The following is an 18,670-nucleotide window of genomic DNA, read 5'->3' as shown; positions in this document are numbered from 1 at the left end:
CGCCGGGCGGCCGCGCCGGGCAGCGGGTCAAGAGCTGCGCTGCGCCTGGCGCAGGCCGTGGTACCAGGCCAACGCCCGCATCTCGACGAAGCGGAAGAGCACCGACAGGGCGAAGCCGAGCAGACCGAGCAGCAGGATGCCGGTCCACATCTGCGGGATCGCGAAGGTGCGCTGGAACTGCACGATGGTGAACCCGAGACCGTTGCTGGCCGCGAACATCTCGCTGATCACCATCAGGATGATGCCGATCGACAGGGCCTGGCGCATGCCGGCGGCGATCTGCGGGCTGGCCGCCGGCAGCACCAGGTGCCGCAGCCGGGCCGGACCGGTCAGGCCGTAGGAGCGGGCCGTGTCGGAGAGCACCTCGTCGGTGGCGCGCACGCCCTCGACGGTGTTGAGCAGGATCGGCCAGACGCAACCGGCCGCGATCACCACGATCTTCATGGTGTTCTCGATGCCGGCGAAGAGCATGATGATCGGCACCAGCACCGGCGGCGGGATGGCCCGGAAGAACTCCAGCACCGGTTCCAGCGTGGCCCGCACGGTGCGGATGCTGCCGACCAGTACGCCGAGCGCGACGCCGACGAGCACCGCCACCGCGTAACCGGCGGCCAGCCGCAGCAGGCTGGGCAGCACGTCGGCCCGCAGGCGCTCGACGGTCCAGGTCTCGGCGAAGGTGCCGAGGATCTTGCTCAGCGGCGGCGCGTAGAAGCTGGTGCTGCCGGCGCTGCTGAACCACCAGACGGCAAGCAGCACGGCCGGCAGCGCGACGACCAGCCCGGCCCGCTTCAGCACCCCGGTCACACGATCACCTCGCCGCGCATCGACTGGTGCCAGGACAGTGCCCGCCGCTCGACCGCCCGGGCGATCAGGTTGATCCCGACGCCGAGCAGCCCGGTGACCACCACCAGGGCGTACATCAGGTCGACCGCGCCGGAGGTCTGCGCGACGGCGATCCGGTTGCCCAGCCCGGGTGCGCCGATGACCAGTTCCGCGGTGATCGCCAGCACCAGGGCGACCGCGGCGGCGAGCCGCACGCCGGTCATCACGTACGGCAGCGAGGTCGGCCAGATGACGTGGCGGATCCGGGCCCACCGGCCGAGGCCGTAGCTGCGGGCGGTTTCGTCGGCGACCGGGTCGACGTCCTGTACGCCGTACAGGACCTGGACCAGCACCTGCCAGAACGCGGCGTAGACGACCAACAGCAGGGTGGATTCCAGACCGGTGCCGTAGAGCAGCACGGCGAGCGGGATCAGCGCGACCGACGGGATCGGCCGCAGGAACTCGATGGTCGAGGCGGTGACCGCGCGCAGCGCCGGCACCGAGCCGATGAGTACGCCGAGCACGATGCCGGCGGTGACCGCGATGGCCAGGCCGATCGCCCAGCCGGTCAGGGTGTCGCCGAGCGCCGACCAGAAGGCGCCGTCGCCGAGCAGCTCGACCAGGGCGGCGAGAATCTCGGTGGCCGGCGGCAGGTAGCGCGGCGAGACGAGCGGGGTCGACGGGAGGACCTGCACCAGGACCAGCAGACCGGCCAGGCCGGCGACGCCGAGCAGCGCCGTCGGCGGCCGACGGCGCCGGCTCGGTACGGCCCGGTGGGCTGCTGCTGACGTGCCCCGGTCGGGGCCGGCGGAGCCGGCCCCGACCGGGGTGTTGTCGACCGCTGTCACGGCAGCAGCGCGTCCAGATCGGGCTCGGACGCGAAGACACCGTCGGCGAGACCGAGCTCGGCGACCCGCTCGATCGACGCCCGGTTGATCTCGGCCGGCCACATCGGCAGCGTCATCGCGTCCAGGATCGCCTGGTCGATGTCGGTGTAGCTGCGCAGCACGGTACGCACCTCGTCGGGGTGTGCGTTGGCGTAGGACAGCGACTCGGCCATCGCCTCCTGGAAGTTCTCGACCAGCTCGGGGTTCTCCTGGGCGAGCTTGGTGCTGGTGAAGTAGACCGCGACCGTCAGGTTCGGGGCGGTGTCGACGAAGTTCCAGGCGACCACCCGGCCACCGGCGTCCTTGGCGATGGCGAGCGACGGCTCGACCATCCAGGCGGCGTCGACGTCGCCGTTGGCGACGGCGGCCGGCATCTGCGGGAACGCCATCTCGACGAACTCGATGTCGTCCGGGTTGCCGCCGGCCTTGCGCACCGACTCGCGGACGCTGGTGTCGCCGATGTTCTTCAGCGTGTTCACCGCGACCTTCTTGCCGGCCAGGTCGGCCGGGGTCTGGATCGGGCTGTCCTCGCGGACCACCACGCCGCCGAAGTCGGCCTCGGGGTTGCCGGTCGAGGCCACGCCGTTGGCGACGATCTGCACCGGCACGTCGGCGGTCTGCGCGCTGAGCAGCGAGGTCACGTTGCTGAAGCCGAACTGGAACTGCTCGCTGACCACGCCGGGGACGATGGCGGCGCCACCTTGGCCGCTCTCCATGGTCAGGTTGATGCCGCGCTTGGCGAAGAAGCCTTTCTCCTCACCGAGGTAGATCGGTGCGACGTCGACGATCGGGATGATGCCGACGGTGACGTCGGTGACGTCGTCGGTGCCGCCGGCCTCGTCGGTGGACGAGTCGGAACCACAGGCGGCGGTGACCAGCAGCGCGGCAGCCAGGGTGAGGGCGACGAGGGGCCGTCGCATGGGACCTCCAGGGGATGGGTTTGAGGTTGAGTCGGTCAGGGGTGTTCGCTGACCGAACGGTGGTTCTTATGATGAACGTACGGCCCGCCGAGGGCTCACGTCAATGTCACATATCGGAAAAGTCCCTGCCAATCCGGCAGGTGGAGGGAGCGTCGTGCGAACCCAGGTTGGCATCATCGGAGCGGGACCAGCAGGCTTGATGCTCTCCCATCTGCTGCATCTGGAGGGTATCGACTCGGTCGTGCTGGAGACCCGCAGCCGGGCGTACGTGGAGAGCCGGGTCCGGGCCGGGGTGCTCGAACACGACACGGCGCAGCTGCTCGCCGACACCGGCGTCGGTGCCCGGATGCGCCGCGAAGGACTCGTGCACACCGGCCTTGAGCTGCGCTTCGAGGGCGTCAGCCGACGAATCGACCTGGCCGCGCTGACCAGCGGGCGAGGGATCACCGTCTACGGTCAGCAGGAGGTGGTGAAGGACCTGATCGCCGCCCGGCTGGCAGCCGGCGGTGAGATCCTGTTCGATGTCACCGACGTCGAGCTGGCCGGGATCGACAGCGATGCCCCGGTCATCCGGTTCGCGCACGAGGGCACGATACGCGAACTGAACTGCCTGGTGGTTGCCGGATGTGACGGTTTCCACGGGGTCTCCCGGGGCAGCATCCCCGCCTCGGCCCGGCGCACCGTCGAGCACACCTACCCGTTCAGCTGGCTCGGGGTGCTGGCCCAGGCCGCCCCCTCGGCGCACGAGCTGATCTACGCCCAGCACGAACGCGGGTTCGCCCTGCACAGCATGCGCAGCCCCGAGGTGACCCGGCTCTACCTGCAGGTGCCCAACGGGACCGAGCTGAGCGACTGGCCGACCGCGCGGATCTGGGACGAGCTGCACACCCGGCTGGCGACCAACGACGGCTTCACCTTGAAGGAGGGCCCGATCCTGGAGCAGGGGGTGACCCCGATGCGCAGCTTCGTTACCGAACCGATGCGCTACGGCCAGCTGTTCCTGGCCGGCGACGCGGCGCACATCGTGCCGCCGACCGGCGCGAAAGGGCTGAACCTGGCGGTCGCCGACGTCCGCTTCCTGGCCGAGGCGCTGACCACCTGGTTCCGTCAGGGACGCGGGACCGGGCTGGACGAGTACTCGGCCCGGTGCCTGCGCCGGATCTGGCGGGTCCAGCACTTCTCGTCCTGGATGACCGGGCTGCTGCACCGGCCCACCGACGCCGACGAGTTCAGCCACCGGCTCCAGGTGGCCCAACTCGAGTACGTGACGACCTCCACCGCGGCGGCGACCACCCTGGCGGAGAACTACGTGGGGCTGCCGCTGGACTGGAGCAGCCGCGTTGACACGCCCGCGACCCCGGCCGTACCGTTCGCTTAGCGAACTTTTGTTCATCACACGCACCGGGAATGATGCATGGCTGAAATTTCCTCGCTGGCTGACGCTGTCGCCGACCTGGTCCACGACGGCGACAGCGTCGCCCTGGAGGGATTCACCCACCTGATCCCCACCGCGGCCGGGCAGGAAATCATCCGACAGGGCCGACGCGACCTCACGCTGATCCGGATGACCCCGGACGTCGTCTACGACCAGCTGATCGGCGCCGGCTGCGCCAAGAAGCTGATCTTCAGCTGGGCCGGCAACCCCGGCGTCGGTTCGCTGCACCGGTTCCGCGACGCCGTGCAGCGCGGCTGGCCCCGACCACTGGAGATCGAGGAGCACAGCCACGCCGGGATGGCCAACCGGTACGTCGCCGGCGCCGCCGGCCTGCCGTTCGCCGTACTCCGCGGCTACGTCGGCACGGACCTCGTCGACCGCACCCCGACCATCGCGCCGATCAGCTGTCCGTTCACCGGCGAGGTGCTCACCGCCGTACCGGCGCTCAACCCCGACGTCGGCATCGTGCACGCCCAACGCGCCGACCGGCACGGCAACGTGCAGATCTGGGGCATCACCGGGGTCCACAAGGAGGTCGTGCTGGCGTCCGCACGGTCCCTGGTCACCGTCGAGGAGATCGCCGACGAGCTGACCCCCCGCCCCGGCGCGGTGGTGCTGCCCGGCTGGGCGGTCACCCGGGTCGCCGAGGTGCCCGGTGGGGCGCACCCGTCGTACGCGATGGACTACAGCGACCGGGCCAACGACTACTACCAGCAGTGGGACGAGATCAGCCGGGACCGGGAGACCTTCACCCGGTGGCTCGACGAACACGTCCTGGCCCCGGCGGGGACCGATCCGACGTACGGTGGTGCCGAGTGAACGAGCCGCAGTCTGTCGAGGGGTTCACCCGCGACGAGATGATGACCGTCGCCGCCGCCCGGGCGCTGCGCGACGACGCCCGCTGCTTCGTCGGCATCGGCCGGCCCAGCACCGCCGCCAACCTGGCCCGACGGACCCACTCCCCCAACCTGGTGCTGGTCTACGAGTCCGGCACCATCGGCGCCAAGCCCGGTCGGCTGCCGCTGTCCATCGGCGACGGGGTGCTCGCCGAGACCGCCGACACGGTCGTCTCGGTGCCGGAGATCTTCAACTACTGGCTGCAGCCCGGCCGGATCGACGTCGGCTTCCTCGGCGCGGCGCAGATCGACCGGTACGCCAACATCAACACCACGGTGATCGGCACCGACTACACCGACCCGAAGGTACGGCTGCCCGGCGCGGGCGGAGCCCCGGAGATCGCCGCCTCGTGCGGCGAGGTGATCGTCATCGTGCCGCAGAGCCGGCGTACGTTCGTCGACCGGGTCGACTTCGTCACCTCGGTCGGCTTCGGCGCAGGCCCCGGCGACCGGCAACGCCTCGGCCTGCGTGGCCGGGGTCCCACCCTGGTCATCACCGACCTCGGCATGCTGCGCCCGGACCCGGCCACCTGCGAGCTGACCCTCACCCAGCTGCACCCCGGCGTGGGCGTCGAGCAGGCCGTGGCGGCCACCGGCTGGCCGCTGAAGGTCGCCGCCGACCTGACCACCACCGACGAACCCACCCCGCAGGAGCTGACCGCGCTGCGCCAACTGCTGAACCCCTGACCCCGGCGGGAAGAGCTGACCAAGGAGGCACCGTCATGCCCGACACCACGCCCGTACGGGCCGACCGCCCCGGCGGGCTGCTCCTGCCGCGCTACCGGCGCGACGACGCCGCCGTGCACCCGCCGCTGCTCTCCCCCGGCTACAAGTCCACCGTGCTGCGCGCCCCGGCCGAGTCGCCGGTGCTGCTCCCGCAGACGCTCACCGAGATCACCGGCCCACTGCTCGGCGAGGGCCGGGTCACCGCAGCCGACGCCGACCTGAGCCGCAGCGGCGACGGCGAAGCGCAGGGGCAGCGGATCGTCGTGCACGGCCAGGTCCGCGACAGCGACGGCCGGCCGGTGCCGGACACCCTGGTGGAGGTCTGGCAGGCCAACGCCGGCGGGCGCTACCTGCACAAGCTCGACCAGCACGACGTACCGCTCGATCCGCACTTCACCGGCGTCGGCCGGGCGATGACCGACTCGATGGGCCGCTACCGGTTCGTCACCATCAAGCCCGGCGCCTACCCGTGGCGCAACCACGTCAACGCGTGGCGGCCGGCGCACATCCACTTCTCGCTGTTCGGTCGGGCCTTCACCCAGCGGCTGGTCACCCAGATGTACTTCCCCGACGACCCGCTGTTCGCCTACGACCCGATCTTCAACTCGATCCCCGACCCGGCCGCCCGGCAACGGCTGATCGCCAGCTTCGACCTGGCCAACACGGTCGAGGAATGGGCGCTCGGCTTCCGGTTCGACATCGTGCTGCGCGGCACCGAAGCGACCCCGATGGAGGAATCGTGACGACCAGCGTGACCGCGTCGGACTGGGACCGGCAGACCGGGCTGACCCCGGCGCAGACCGTCGGGCCGTACCTGGGGATCGGCCTGCCCTGGCCGGACGGGCCGTTCGTGGTCGACGAGACCGACCCGGCGGGGATCTGGCTGCGCGGCCGGCTCCTCGACGGCGCCGGCGACCCGGTGCCGGACGGTCTGATCGAGACCTGGCAGGCCGACCCGCAGGGCCGGTTCGACCATCCGGACGATCCGCGCGGCGCGGTGGCCGGGTTCCGCGGCTTCGGCCGCTGCCCCACCGACGAGACCGGCGGGTGGGCGGTGCGCACCCGCAAGCCAGGGCCGGTGCCCGGCCCGGACGGGCAGCCGCAGGCCCCGCACGTCGCCGTGTCGGTGTTCGCCCGTGGCCTGCTGCACCGCGTCGTCACCCGGATCTACTTCCCGGACGAGGCCGACGCGAACGCCGCCGACCCGGTGCTGACCGGGCTGCCGCAGGCTCGACGCGGCACGTTGATCGCGACCGCCGGGCCGGACGGCTACCGGTTCGACATCCGACTGCAGGGCGAGCATGAAACCGTTTTTTTCGCCGTCTGACCCGGAGTCCACCATCGACGGTCGGCGGGCCGTCGACGACGAGGTGCCGGTCGACGATCCCGAGCCGGTCGGTCTGTTCGACCCGCTGCTCGCCGCCGGCGGGGTCCGGGCCGCCGTCGACGACCGGGCCTGGCTGCGCGCCATGCTCGACGCCGAAGCTGCGTTGGCCCGCGCCCAGGCGGCCTGCGGGTCGGTGCCGGCGGCCGCCGCCGAGGCGATCACCGCCACCGCCCGCGACCACCGGTTCGACCCGGCGGCGATCGGCGCGGGTGCGACCGGCGCCGGCAACCCGGTGGTGCCGCTGGTCGCCGCGTTGCGCGCCGCTGTCGGACCGGACACCGCCCGGTACGTGCACGCCGGGGCCACCAGCCAGGACATCCTGGACACCGCCGCCATGCTGGTCGTCCGCCGGGCGCTGGGGCCGATGCTGGACGACGTACGGCGGGCCGCCTCGGCCGCCGCCCGGCTGGCCGAGACGCACCGGGACACGCTGCTGCCCGCCCGGACCCTGCTGCAGCAGGCGCTGCCGACCACCTTCGGACTGGTCGCCGCCGGCTGGCTGACCGCGCTGGACACCGCCGCCCGCCGGCTGGGCACCGTCCGCGACGAGGTCCCCGCCGTCCAGCTCGGTGGCGCCGCCGGCACCCTGGCCGCGTTCGGCGCCGCCGGCCCGGCCCTGGTCGACCGGCTCGCCGCCGAGCTCGACCTGGCCGCCCCGCCGCTGCCCTGGCACACCGACCGGAGCCGGCTGGCCGAGCTGGCCGGCGTGCTCGGCGGCACCGCCGGCAGCATCAGCAAGATCGCCCGCGACGTCACGCTGCACGCCCAGACCGAGGTCGCCGAGTTGGCCGAGGAACGCCCCGGCGGATCGTCGACCCTGCCGCACAAACGCAACCCGGTCGCCGCCGTCACCGCCGTCGCCTGCGCCGGCCAGGCCCCCGGTCTGGTCGCCACCCTGCTGGCCGCGATGACCCAGGAGCACCAGCGGGCGGCCGGCGGCTGGCACGCCGAGTGGCGGGCGCTGAACCACCTGCTGGAGTCGGTCGGCTCGGCCGCCTACTGGCTGCGTACCTGCCTGGAAGGGCTGCGGGTGGACGCCGTACGGATGCGGGCCAACCTCGACCTGACCGGCGGGGCGCTGCTCGCCGAACGGGTCAGCGGGGCGCTGGCCGGGCAGCTCGGCCGGCACCGGGCCAACGAGATCGTCAAGGTGGCGGTCACCAGCGGGCCCGCCGCCGGGCTGGCCGAGCGGCTGGCCGCCGACCCGCAGGTGGGCACGGTACTCAGCCGGGCGCAGCTGGCCGAGCTGCTCGACCCGGCCGGCTACCTCGGCGCGTACGGCGAACTGATCGACCGGGCGCTGCGCGCCCACCGCAGCCGACCGACTCAGGAGGACCGCTGATGACCGCCGACAGCCACCCGGTGGCGGTCGACCACGAGATCGTCGGACCCGACGGTGCGCCGGTGGTGCTGCTGGCCAACTCGCTGGGCAGCACCCGGGCGATGTGGGATCCGCAGGTGCCGGTGCTCACCGGTGCCGGGTTGCGGGTGCTGCGCTACGACACCCGGGGGCACGGCCGCTCCCCGGTACCGCCCGGTCCGTACAGTCTGGACGATCTCGGGGCCGACGTGCTCGCCCTGCTGGACCGCCTGGAGCTGGACCGGGTCCACGTGGCCGGGGTGTCCCTCGGCGGGATGACCGGGATGTGGCTGGCCGGGCACGCCGCCGCCCGGGTCGACCGGCTGGTGCTCTGCTGCACCTCGGCGCTGCTCGGCCCGGCGCAGGCGTGGGCCGACCGGGCGGCCACGGTGCGGGCCGAGGGCACCGGGGTGGTGGCCGACACGGTGGCGGCCCGCTGGTTCACCCCCGGGTTCGCCGTACGGCGACCCGACGTCTTCGCCGCCGCCCGCGAGATGATCGCGGCCACCCCGGCCGAGGGGTACGCCGGATGCTGCGTCGCGATCGGACAGATGGACCTGACCGGGCTGCTGCCGAGGATCACCGCGCCGACCCTGGTGATCGCCGGAGCCGACGACCCGGCCACCCCGCCGTCGCACAGCGAGACGATCGTCGCCGGCATCCCCGACGCCACCCTGCGGATCGTCGCCGACGCCGCGCATCTGGCCAGCGTGGAGCAGGCCGAACAGGTCTCCGAGCTGATCCTGACGCATCTCACCGGACAGGAGGTGACCGGCGATGCCGACCGACCCGCCGGCTGACGCCACGACCCCGTCGCCCGATCCCCGGCCGTCGCCGTCGTCGGATCCCCGGACCTCGCCGTCGCCGTCGCCGTCGCCGGATCCGAGGTACGACGCCGGGATGGCGGTACGCCGGGCGGTCCTCGGCGACGCGCACGTGGACCGGGCGGTGGCCAACACGACCGAGTTCACCGCCGACTTCCAGGACTTCATCACCCGGTACGCGTGGGGCAGCGTCTGGACCCGCGACGGGCTGGACCGGCGGACCCGCAGCTGCGTCACACTCGCCGTACTGACCGCCCTGCACTGCACCGACGAGCTGGCGATGCACGTGCGGGCCGCGCTGCGCAACGGGTTGACCGCGCAGGAGATCAACGAGGTGCTGCTGCACACCGCGGTCTACGCGGGCGTGCCGGCCGCGAACAGCGCGTACGCGGTGGCACAGCGGGTGCTGGCCGAGAACCCGGAACCGGATGGTCGGATCCCCGACACCGTAACAAGATCATCGGCGGATCCGGGCACGGTGGAACCCGGTTAGGGTTCGGCGACCATCACCTCAGGAGAATCATGACCGAGCATGGGCGGGAAGCTCATTTCGTGCAGTCGTTGGAGCGTGGCCTGGCCGTGATCCGCGCCTTCGACGCCCAGCATCCTGAGTTGACACTCAGCGAGGTGGCCCGGATCTGCGACCTGACCCGCGCCGCCGCCCGCCGGTTCCTGCTCACCCTGGTCGACCTCGGCTACGTCCGCACCGACGGGCGGATGTTCTCGCTCACCCCCCGGGTGCTGGAGCTGGGCTACGCCTACCTGTCCAGCATCTCGCTGCCCGAGGTCGCCGAACCGCACCTGGAACGGCTGGTCGCCCAGGTGCACGAGTCGTCGTCGGTGTGCGTGCTGGACGGCGACTCGATCGTCTACGTCTCCCGGGTGCCGACGTCGCGGATCATGACGGTGTCGATCAACGTCGGGACCCGGTTCCCCGCGTACGCCACCTCCGTCGGCCGGGTGCTGCTGGCGCACCTGCCCGAGGAAGAGGCGATCATCCGGCTGGAGCGCAGCCGGCTGGACCGGCTCACCGGCCGTACCGTCCACACCATGGCGGCGTTGCGGGCGGAGCTGTACCGGGTCCGCGCCCAGGGGTACGCCATCGTCGACCAGGAGTTGGAGGAAGGTCTGCGGTCGGTGGCGGCACCGATCCGGGACCGGGCCGGCACCGTGGTCGCCGCGGTGAACATCTCGGTGCACGCCAGCCGCAACACCGTCGAGTCGATCCGCCGCGAACTGCTGCCGCACCTGCTGGCCACCGCCGCCAAGATCGAAGCCGATCTGCGGATCGCCGCGCCGGGCCGGGCCACCCGGCTGCCCGGCGCCTGACCGCGCCGCACCCGCCAGTAGGTTGTCCGGGTGGCGGGGCTGAAGACGACACGGGTGCAGATCTGGACCGACGGCGCGTGCAGCGGCAATCCGGGGCCGGGCGGTTGGGGTGCCCTGCTGCGCTACGGCGAGGCCGAGAAGGAGCTGTGCGGCGGTGAGGCCAGCCCGACCACGAACAACCGGATGGAGCTCACCGCCCCGATCCGGGCGCTGGCCGCGCTGACCCGGACGTCCACCGTCGACCTCTACACCGACAGCACGTACGTCCGCAACGGCGTGATGTCGTGGATGGCGAACTGGAAACGCAACGGTTGGCGTACCAAGGCGGGCGAGCCGGTCAAGAACGAGGATTTGTGGCGGGAGCTCGACGCGGCCGTCGCCCGCCACCACGAGGTCGTCTGGCACTGGGTGAAGGGCCACGCCGGCCATGTGGAGAACGAGCGCGCCGACCGGCTCGCCGCGCGCGGTCAGCGGGAGGCGCTGGAGGCCGCCGGCGTCCCGGTGCCGCAGCCGCGTCGCCGCACCGCACCGCACCGCAGCTGACCGACCATGTTTCGGTGGACGGCGGCAGGATAGGCGTCATGGAGATCGAGGTACGCCCGCGACGGTGTTCGAGCGGGGTGTCGTGCACCACCTGCTCGCCGGTGCCGGCTTCCGGTACCCCAGGGTATGTCCGATGACGTGATGCCACAGGTGCATCTTGATTCACCTGTGGCATCAGGCCGCCGAGCGCCTACGTCCCGAAGGGCTACCTGATCACATGCCGTTCACGCCCACGCTGTACCGCATTCCGACGCCGCCACCTGGCCAGTTGAGCACGATGCCTCGGCCGCGCGGCGACGACTGGCTCGAAGACGAGATGGCCGCTCTCCGCGTCGCCGGTGTCGACGTCCTTGTCTGCCTGCTTACCTCTGCGGAGGCCGTTGAACTGGGCCTGTCCGGAGAGGGCCTCGCCGCCGTCCACGCCGGGTTGGAGTTTCACGGCTTCCCGATCGATGATTTCGGCGTTCCCGACCATGCGCTGACACGGCCGCTGCTCGACCTCCTGCACAGCCGGCTCAGGAATGGGCGTCACGTCGCGGTGCACTGCCGCGCAGGCATCGGACGGGCCTCACTGATCGCAGCGGCTTGTCTCATCCGGCTGGGCACCGACCCTGGCAGGGTCTGGCAGATCATCGGGGAGGTCCGGGGCGTGACGGTGCCGGAGACCGACCAGCAGCGACGCTGGCCGGAGCAGCTCGAACGATAGCTTGACCACTACCGCATGCATTTCCTTGGTGGCGGACCCGGCCGGTCAGCTGACCGGGAACTCCTCGGTGCCCAGCACCCGCAGTAGGTCGAGGCGCTCGCGGGACTCGGCGTCGGCCAGTGTCAGTACCACCAGCTCCTGACCCAGATCCGGGGTCACCAACGTCTCGCAGTCCAGCACGATCGCTACCCGGCCGCGATGATGGCCAACCTCGGCACCGGCAAGTCGTACAAGTTTTAGGTACGACAGTGGTACGGTATTTCTGTACCGGCTGGAAGGAGCGCAACCATGTCCATCAGCGCAAGCGAGGCGCGGCAGCGCCTGTTCCCCCTCATCGAGCGGGTCAACGACGACCACAACCCGATACGCATCAGCTCGCGCAGCGGGGACGTGGTGCTCATGTCGGCGGAAGACTACGACGCCTGGCAAGAGACCGTGTACCTGCTTCGGTCTCCCGCGAACGCGAGGCGGCTCATGGAAGCTGTCGCCCGGGACCGAGCGGGCGGCCCCTCGATCGCCAAGACCATGGATGAGCTACGGGAGATGGCTGGGGGCGAGGAGTGAGGGGGGTCAACTTTGATCCCGACGCATGGGAAGACCTGCTCTTCTGGCTCGCCTCGGATCGGAAGAAGGCCCGCCGGATCACCCGCCTGATCGGCGAGATCCAGCGTGACCCGTTCACCGGCGTCGGCAAGCCGGAACCCCTGAAAGGCGACCTGTCCGGCTACTGGTCACGGCGCATCGATGACGAACACCGCCTGGTGTACCGGGCTGACGAGAAGGAAGTAAAGATCATCAAGGCCCGGTACCACTACAGCGACTGACCGGTCTCGCCGTGGCCGGGCATTGCACGCTGACGACAGCCTCCAGGTGCGGATGTCGTCGCGGGTGAGCCCACACCTCCCGACGCGACAGGGCTCGACGGAACCCAGGGGGACCCGGGGTTCCGTCGTCACCGTCAGCGTTCAGCTGTCGGCCAACACAGCCACTCGAACTGGTGGTCCGGGTTGTCGATCGCCTGCTCCAGGGTGGCATTAGCAACGGTGATCTCGCCGTTGGTCTTCGGCGAGATCGAGCACATCATCACCGGAATGTGGACCGTAAGACGGCACACGCCGTGCAGGACTGGCTGCTGGGGCAGGAGCGAAACCTGCGGGTCTTGTAAGTGACGGACACTGATGGGTGCGTTCGCTTGGGATGATGACCGAGTGCGAACCCCTTCGTCCGGACGACTCGTCGCCGCCGGGATCCTGGCCCTCACCGCACTTCTCCTGGGCGGCCTCGCCGTAATCCTCAGCCGCCTCGGCCTGGAGCGCGCCGATCAGCTCGCGAGCGTCGTCGCGATGTTCATCGGGGTCCTCGCCTTCGGCGCGGCCGTAATCGCTGTGCGTCAGGGCCGGACGATTACGTCACCGGTGCGGACTCGGAGGCAGCGGACCGCCTGGGGCCGCCGTCCGCTCCGCGACGATGTGTGGCGGCTGCTCCAGGACATCGAGGCCGCCGCCGACCGGTCACCGAGCCGGCTGTTGCGCAACCGGCGGAACGAGGTGTCCACCGTCTACGTTCAGCAGCGGGTGGAGCAGCCACAGTCCGCTGAGAGCCGCGCCGACGAACGGCGGCGCCGGCTGAGCCGTTTCGCCGACGAGCGGCTGTTCCTTCCGTTCGACGAGCGCCCTCGGGTGATACCGGTGCGCCGTCCGCTGGAGAAGGTCTTCGACCAGCACCGCCATCTGCTGATCGAGGGCGGTCCCGGCACCGGCAAGTCGACAACGGCGGCGCAGATCTGTCGTCAGCTGGCCAGGGCCTGGCTGCACGCCGACGAGCACGGGCGTCGGTTGTCGGCGAAGCCGCTGCTGCCGCTGCTGGTCACGGCGAGATCGCTGGCCGCCCACGCTGGCCAGAAGTGGCCAGAGGCACTGGCGGCGGCCGCGTCACAGGGCCTCGGCATGGCCGCCCGCGACTCGGTCGATCCGGCGCTGCTCGCTGGTCCGGTCGACGGCGCCGAGTGGCTGATAGTGATCGACGGCTTGGACGAGGTCCCGAGCGATGAGCGGGAGACTTTCATGGCGGTGCTGTCCGGATGGACGACCGCCGACGACCGCCCGTGGCGTCTGCTGATCACCACCCGGCCGCTGGCCGGGCACGCCACGGCGATGCTCGGCGCTGGAGCGATCGGCCACTACACGCTGCTGCCGTTCGACCGGCGGATGCTCGCCGAGTTCGCCCATCGCTGGTTCGGTCCGTCGCCGGAGGGCGCCGATCAGGCCACTGGCTTCCTGTCTCAGGTCGCATCGGCCGGTCTACACGAAGTGGCGGCGGTGCCGTTGATGGCGACCATCGCGATCACTGTGTACGCGGACGATCCTGACTCCCGCCTGCCTCGCAACCGCCACGACCTCTACGAGCGTTACCTGCACTGGCTCCGGCAGCACAACGCGGCCCGCCGTACCTCGGCCCGCACCGCACTGATTACCACGCTGGACGGTGACAGCGACAGCTCCGAGCTGGTTGCCGCGCTCTGCGACCGCACGGACGACCTGGTCGAAGAACTCGCGGTGGTACGGGTGCGCAGCCGCCGCTCGCTGGTCCTGACCGCTATGGAGTGGCTGCGCCGCGAGGCCGGTCCGGTCAGCGGCAGACCGCCCGAGGACATGGCGGAACTCATATCCGAGGTGCTGCTCAGCACGGGACTGCTCAGCTTCCGGGACGCAGGACCGGACTTCATCCACCTGACGTTCGCCGAGCACTTCGCCGCTCGGCGGTTCGCCGCCGAGCTGCCGGACCGTTTCGGCGCGGACGACACGGGATGGCGCCGCGCGCTGCACCTCGCGGTCCGCGACGAGCCGGGCGCGATGGCGGTACTGATCAGATGGACCAGGTTCCATCCAGAGGACGGGGACCTGCTGAGCTGGCTGCTCAGCGGTGGGGCAGCCGAGCGGGCCACCGCGGTGCGGCTGGTCGCCGAAGGCGCAGCGGCCTCCGACCCGCAGCTCGCCGCATGTCTGGACTCGCTCCCCGACCAACTGTGGGGGGCTTCGCCGCCCGAGGCGGTCGAACTGGTCGCCCCGCTACGCCGCTTCCCAGTCACCCCGGTCCTCGTCGGCTGGCTCACCCGGCACGTCGAAATCGCGGAGCCTGGCTCGGCGGCGTGGGCCGCCCTCGCCGCCCTGCTCGCCGACCGGGATCGTTCACGACGGCCGGCGCTGGAGGCAGAACTGTTAGCCGAAGCCGGCGAGGGCGGTTCGTTGACCGCGCGGCTGGCCTCGGTGATCGCTCTGGAGAACATCGGCTCGGACCAGGAGGCGGAGCTCGCGGGGCTGCTGGCGGACGCTCTGCCGAAGGCCGGCGGCACCATTTCGCAGCGGGTCGCCGTCGCGAGCCACCTCATCGACCGGGAAGGCGATCCGAGGGACCGGGCGCTCCAGCTCATGCGGGAAACCCTCGGCGATGTCGCCGCGCAACCGTCCGAACGACGGGTGGCGGCGGAGGCCCTGGCCGAGTGGGACGACGCATCCCGTCAGCTGATCCTCGCCGAGCTTCGCTTCACCCTCGACAAGCCGGACCTCAACGTCTCCGAGCTGACCAGGACAGCGGAGACCATACTCGCCGTCGATCGAACCTGCCGGGCCGAGATCGCTGGTCGCTGCGCGTATTTCCTGTCCGAGATGAACATCGAGGACGGCAAACGAATCCAGGCCGCGCGACTGTTGACCGAACTGGGGCCGGAGTATCGCCCGGACGGGATCCGGTGCCTGCGCCACCTGTCATCCGCTGACGACGTCGATCCTGACATACGCATACAGGCTGCCGTAAGCCTGGCACGAGTAGGCGAGGAACACTGGCCCGAGGTGGTCGAAGCGATATGTCGCGCGCTGTATGACAGCGGCAGGTCGACCCGAGGTTTCGTGCCATATTGGCTTTTGCGGGAGATCGAACGTGACCTGCGGGATCGGATCGCGGATGCGATCGAAACCCTGACCGACGAATCAACGCTCGACACCGCCGAGGTGTCCCGCATCCGAGCTTCAGCCGTCGACCTCGACCCTCGTTTCCAGCCCGATGCGGACGACGTCCTGCGGGTCGCCGCCGGCCGCTCATGGACCGTCAAGGAGACAACAAGCCTCATCGCACTGTCCAGCGACTGTTCTCTGCCAGTCGCCGCCGAGTCCGATCGGCAGTTGAAACGGCTTCTTGCGAGCCCTGAGGTCGATCTGCCCGATGAGACCGTGAGCGCCACGGCGCGCTACATACGCGCGTATCGTCCCGACCCGGTTGTCGAGTCGTTGCTCCAAGGATTGATGGTCGGGTCGTCGACACGGGTGCAAGCACGTCTCGATGCGGCGCTTGCCCTGATGGACAACCCCTTGCACAGTGCCGCAGCGACGAAAGCTATTCTCGATGTCCACGTCCCGCCCTCGCAGCGGCGGTGGCTGTTCAATGCATACAGCGAGCTGGTCAGCCGGCACGCTTCCGCCCTCGGGGTCCTGGAGTCATATGCGCGAAATCCGCACATAAGTCCGACATGGCGAGTCGACGTGATCCCGCTACTCATCGACTGCGCGCCTCAACGGGCGGCGGAGTGGCTGGCACTGTTACGGGACATGCTGTCGGAGCGGACCAACGACCTACAAGATCGTCGCTGGATCGCGATCAGCCTCGCGGAGAACCGAGCGGTGGCCGATGCCGCTCAGGTGTTGGAGCCGGCTGCGGCAGACGTGCACGCCCCGAACGAGGAACGCGTCAACGCCCTTGCCTGGCTGGCGCAAACCGAAACGAACGGAACCGGCAGGTACCGCACCGGGCTGCTGTCGTTCTTCTCCGACCGATACGAGCCGATCGAGTACCGGGTACAGGCGCTCCAGGTACTCCTGCACCACGGGGACGACCGGCACGTTCCCCCACTGCAGCTGGCAGACGATCTGCTGTGGACCACACTTTCTTCCGTCTACGACGCCCAACGCACAGCCGAGATTCTGTTCCGCTCGCAGTGGGGGCGCGACACGGCCGTGCAGCGGGCGCTCGGTGACCTACTTCTTCGATCGCTGGCGCGGCCATATCCTCTCAGCGGCTATGTCCCGCCCGAGACCGGCCGTCGACTGGCCCGCATCGACGGTGCCGAAACAGCGGTCCGGGCCGCCCTGGCGGCCCGGCCGCCGACAACGGCGGCGGTCACCACCGCCGTCATGGCCTTCCCGGAGGAGGAATCCGCAGCGCTGACCGGCATCCAGCGAATTCTGGACGAACCCGCCGCGACGCCGAAGGACCGAGCCCGAGTTCTGGAACTGCAACTCGACCTGTCGCCGGCGCACCGCATACCCGCTGTAGAAGTACTTCATGCCGCGCTGTGCCCGCCGCATGACGACCTGGTGCCACCACCGATCGATCCGATCGACGCCGCCCGGTTGCTCTACCAGGTCGTCCACAGCAGAGCCGAGGCCGGCGCGGCGCTCGCGACGGTCGCCGGCGACAGCAAGGAGACCTGGCGCCGCCGCCGCGAGGCCCGAGCCATCCTGGCCAAAGACGGCGGCCCGCACGGACTCCGGCACGCCGACCTGTCGTTCCTCGCGGAGTCGTGTGACGACCGGCTGTCGTTGGCTGACCGCTGCGCCGCCCTGGTGCGGCGAGCAGACGAGGTGCCGGGCACCACGGCGGACACCCTTGACCGGCTCCGCAGCATGCTGACCGCCGCCGACAGCAGGACCACCCGGACCACCGTCCAACTGGCCATAGCGACAATCGATCCGGAGCAGGACGAGCCCTTCACCGAACTCCTCGCGCTGCTGACCGCCAGCGACACCCCCTTTGACACCGTCATCGAGATCACGCAAACGCTGGCTGCGGGCACGCCCGTTCAGCGACTTCGCGCTGGCCTGGCGACAGAAGAGATCCTCAAACGTTCGGAACCCACCCCGGCGCGCCGGGCCGCGCTGCTCGCCCTACTGGCTCGGATGCTCCCGGACACCGTACGCAGAGTGGTGACCGAGGCGACCGGCATCGCCGCCGACCCCGACCTGCCCCCGATCGTCCGAATCCGAGCGGCCGCCATCCTGCTAGGCCTCGAATCGGGCACCGCCGCGCGGCCGGCACACGACGTGCTCCACGACCTGCTGGACAACCCAGGCACGCCCGGCTACCTCCGGGTGCTCGCCGGTCAGACCTTGCTCGACGCGCCCGGACCGAAGCGTGCGGAGACCTGGGCACGCCTTCTGCAACTGGATGCCGCCCCGGACGATCGCCTGGCAGCAGCTGTCGCGGTGCTGCGCACCGACGGTCCGGAGCCGGCCGTTCGCCTATGCCCGCGGGAGCCGTCGGCGTCCATGCGCATGCAAGAGCTGCTGGCGCTGCCGGGCGCCAAGCCGTACACGATCCTGACCGCTGCGCGGGCGCTCGGCAGCACGGGAGTCTGGGCGGACCACGCAGCCGCCACGACGACGATGCGCCAGCTGGCCGACAACCCGGCAGCACATCCGTACGTGCGGTTCATGGCGCTGGCCGCGATCCCCGAGATGGACTTCGCGGAAGCGGGCACATGCGCCCGCCGCCTGCTCAAGGTGATCAGCGACGACGAATGCCCGTTCGATCACCGGCGATGGGCGGCCGAAGCCTTGGCCGAGACGGTGCGTTCACACCAGCGCACCGCCCGCGAAGCACTCCAGACGCTCGACCGCGACCACCTCGACCCGCGCGCCCGCCGCCGACTGCACCGGTCCGTAGCTTCCATCGCCAACGGCTCGGGCTGGATCCCCCAACAGGGAGACCAGTCATAGCCCACCCCGGCCCGGCCTGCTGCCTGGTAGCCGACGAGCGGCGGCGGGCTCGGAGGTACGCCCGGCGG

18 protein-coding genes and 1 pseudogene are annotated in these 18,670 nt (G+C 70.7%); 14 read left to right on the top strand and 5 right to left on the bottom strand.

The window, feature by feature from the left end:
- Positions 1–27 precede the first annotated feature (27 nt).
- From EDC02_RS02685 to EDC02_RS02675, 3 genes are read right to left on the bottom strand one after another with little or no spacing between them, the layout of a single operon-like run.
- On the bottom strand, positions 28–804 hold the full coding sequence (locus tag EDC02_RS02685; RefSeq protein ID WP_123600580.1) for an ABC transporter permease: 777 nt from the start codon (positions 802–804) through the stop codon (positions 28–30).
- Entirely contained in the window at positions 801–1,670 is an 870-nt protein-coding gene (locus EDC02_RS02680) for an ABC transporter permease (protein WP_123600579.1), read from the bottom strand. The genes EDC02_RS02685 and EDC02_RS02680 overlap by 4 nt, the downstream gene beginning before the upstream one ends.
- On the bottom strand, positions 1,667–2,629 hold the full coding sequence (locus EDC02_RS02675; protein WP_123600578.1) for an ABC transporter substrate-binding protein: 963 nt from the start codon (positions 2,627–2,629) through the stop codon (positions 1,667–1,669). Before EDC02_RS02675 ends, EDC02_RS02680 begins: the two co-directional genes overlap by 4 nt.
- A 154-nt stretch (positions 2,630–2,783) precedes the next feature.
- Between EDC02_RS02675 and EDC02_RS02670 the strand changes: the two genes are divergently transcribed.
- The 11 genes and pseudogenes from EDC02_RS02670 (at position 2,784) to EDC02_RS02620 (ending at position 11,835) form a co-directional block, all read left to right on the top strand.
- On the top strand, positions 2,784–4,007 hold the full coding sequence (locus EDC02_RS02670; RefSeq protein ID WP_123600577.1) for a 4-hydroxybenzoate 3-monooxygenase: 1,224 nt from the start codon (positions 2,784–2,786) through the stop codon (positions 4,005–4,007).
- Positions 4,008–4,043: 36 nt separating this feature from the next.
- On the top strand, positions 4,044–4,883 hold the full coding sequence (locus tag EDC02_RS02665; RefSeq protein ID WP_123600576.1) for a CoA transferase subunit A: 840 nt from the start codon (positions 4,044–4,046) through the stop codon (positions 4,881–4,883).
- 38 nt (positions 4,884–4,921) lie between these two features.
- Positions 4,922–5,647 carry a CoA-transferase gene (locus EDC02_RS02660; RefSeq protein WP_123604427.1) on the top strand — a complete coding sequence of 242 codons (726 nt, stop codon included), beginning with the start codon at positions 4,922–4,924 and terminating at the stop codon, positions 5,645–5,647.
- Positions 5,648–5,682: 35 nt separating this feature from the next.
- Entirely contained in the window at positions 5,683–6,429 is a 747-nt protein-coding gene (pcaH, locus tag EDC02_RS02655) for a protocatechuate 3,4-dioxygenase subunit beta (protein WP_123600575.1), read from the top strand.
- A complete protein-coding gene (pcaG, locus tag EDC02_RS02650; RefSeq protein WP_233605700.1) occupies positions 6,426–7,013 on the top strand; it encodes a protocatechuate 3,4-dioxygenase subunit alpha in 588 nt (195 codons plus the stop codon). Before pcaH ends, pcaG begins: the two co-directional genes overlap by 4 nt.
- Positions 6,988–8,415, top strand: a complete 1,428-nt coding sequence (pcaB, locus tag EDC02_RS02645; protein WP_123600573.1) for a 3-carboxy-cis,cis-muconate cycloisomerase — start codon at positions 6,988–6,990, stop codon at positions 8,413–8,415. Before pcaG ends, pcaB begins: the two co-directional genes overlap by 26 nt.
- Entirely contained in the window at positions 8,415–9,233 is an 819-nt protein-coding gene (pcaD, locus tag EDC02_RS02640) for a 3-oxoadipate enol-lactonase (RefSeq protein WP_123600572.1), read from the top strand. The genes pcaB and pcaD overlap by 1 nt, the downstream gene beginning before the upstream one ends.
- An 85-nt stretch (positions 9,234–9,318) precedes the next feature.
- Positions 9,319–9,750: pseudogene (pcaC, locus tag EDC02_RS02635) on the top strand (4-carboxymuconolactone decarboxylase); the annotation flags it as partial.
- A 29-nt stretch (positions 9,751–9,779) separates the two neighbouring features.
- A complete protein-coding gene (locus EDC02_RS02630; protein ID WP_123600570.1) occupies positions 9,780–10,586 on the top strand; it encodes an IclR family transcriptional regulator C-terminal domain-containing protein in 807 nt (268 codons plus the stop codon).
- Between the two features lie 30 nt (positions 10,587–10,616).
- Entirely contained in the window at positions 10,617–11,129 is a 513-nt protein-coding gene (rnhA, locus tag EDC02_RS02625; RefSeq protein WP_199757482.1) for a ribonuclease HI, read from the top strand.
- A 157-nt stretch (positions 11,130–11,286) separates the two neighbouring features.
- A complete protein-coding gene (locus EDC02_RS02620; protein ID WP_233605699.1) occupies positions 11,287–11,835 on the top strand; it encodes a tyrosine protein phosphatase in 549 nt (182 codons plus the stop codon).
- A gap of 45 nt (positions 11,836–11,880) precedes the next feature.
- On the opposite strand, the gene EDC02_RS42265 is transcribed toward EDC02_RS02620, so the two are convergent.
- Positions 11,881–12,015 (bottom strand): hypothetical protein, encoded by a 135-nt coding sequence (locus tag EDC02_RS42265; RefSeq protein WP_255499773.1) that lies wholly within the window; start codon positions 12,013–12,015, stop codon positions 11,881–11,883.
- 108 nt (positions 12,016–12,123) lie between these two features.
- On the opposite strand from EDC02_RS42265, the gene EDC02_RS02610 reads away from it, so the two are divergent.
- Both EDC02_RS02610 and EDC02_RS02605 read left to right on the top strand, forming a co-directional pair.
- Positions 12,124–12,399 (top strand): type II toxin-antitoxin system Phd/YefM family antitoxin, encoded by a 276-nt coding sequence (locus EDC02_RS02610; protein WP_123600568.1) that lies wholly within the window; start codon positions 12,124–12,126, stop codon positions 12,397–12,399.
- Positions 12,396–12,659 carry a Txe/YoeB family addiction module toxin gene (locus EDC02_RS02605; protein WP_123600567.1) on the top strand — a complete coding sequence of 88 codons (264 nt, stop codon included), beginning with the start codon at positions 12,396–12,398 and terminating at the stop codon, positions 12,657–12,659. Before EDC02_RS02610 ends, EDC02_RS02605 begins: the two co-directional genes overlap by 4 nt.
- Positions 12,660–12,793: 134 nt before the next feature.
- On the opposite strand, the gene EDC02_RS42260 is transcribed toward EDC02_RS02605, so the two are convergent.
- On the bottom strand, positions 12,794–12,919 hold the full coding sequence (locus tag EDC02_RS42260; protein WP_255499772.1) for a hypothetical protein: 126 nt from the start codon (positions 12,917–12,919) through the stop codon (positions 12,794–12,796).
- Between the two features lie 124 nt (positions 12,920–13,043).
- On the opposite strand from EDC02_RS42260, the gene EDC02_RS02600 reads away from it, so the two are divergent.
- Positions 13,044–18,602, top strand: a complete 5,559-nt coding sequence (locus EDC02_RS02600) for an NACHT domain-containing NTPase (protein ID WP_158632034.1) — start codon at positions 13,044–13,046, stop codon at positions 18,600–18,602.
- The last annotated feature ends 68 nt before the right edge of the window (positions 18,603–18,670 follow it).

The organism is Micromonospora sp. Llam0, from assembly GCF_003751085.1.
Lineage (GTDB): Bacteria > Actinomycetota > Actinomycetes > Mycobacteriales > Micromonosporaceae > Micromonospora_E.
This window is presented reverse-complemented; position numbering and strand designations above follow the sequence as displayed.

Excerpts from the sequence above, each read along its gene's own strand:
- EDC02_RS02675 (WP_123600578.1), bottom strand. The coding sequence starts at position 2,629 with ATGCGACGGCCCCTCGTCGCCCTCACCCTGGCTGCCGCGCTGCTGGTC.
- EDC02_RS02665 (WP_123600576.1), top strand. The coding sequence starts at position 4,044 with ATGGCTGAAATTTCCTCGCTGGCTGACGCTGTCGCCGACCTGGTCCAC.
- EDC02_RS02660 (WP_123604427.1), top strand. The coding sequence starts at position 4,922 with ATGATGACCGTCGCCGCCGCCCGGGCGCTGCGCGACGACGCCCGCTGC.
- pcaH (WP_123600575.1), top strand. The coding sequence starts at position 5,683 with ATGCCCGACACCACGCCCGTACGGGCCGACCGCCCCGGCGGGCTGCTC.
- pcaB (WP_123600573.1), top strand. The coding sequence starts at position 6,988 with ATGAAACCGTTTTTTTCGCCGTCTGACCCGGAGTCCACCATCGACGGT.
- pcaD (WP_123600572.1), top strand. The coding sequence starts at position 8,415 with ATGACCGCCGACAGCCACCCGGTGGCGGTCGACCACGAGATCGTCGGA.
- EDC02_RS02630 (WP_123600570.1), top strand. The coding sequence starts at position 9,780 with ATGACCGAGCATGGGCGGGAAGCTCATTTCGTGCAGTCGTTGGAGCGT.
- EDC02_RS02610 (WP_123600568.1), top strand. The coding sequence starts at position 12,124 with ATGTCCATCAGCGCAAGCGAGGCGCGGCAGCGCCTGTTCCCCCTCATC.
- EDC02_RS42260 (WP_255499772.1), bottom strand. The coding sequence starts at position 12,919 with ATGATGTGCTCGATCTCGCCGAAGACCAACGGCGAGATCACCGTTGCT.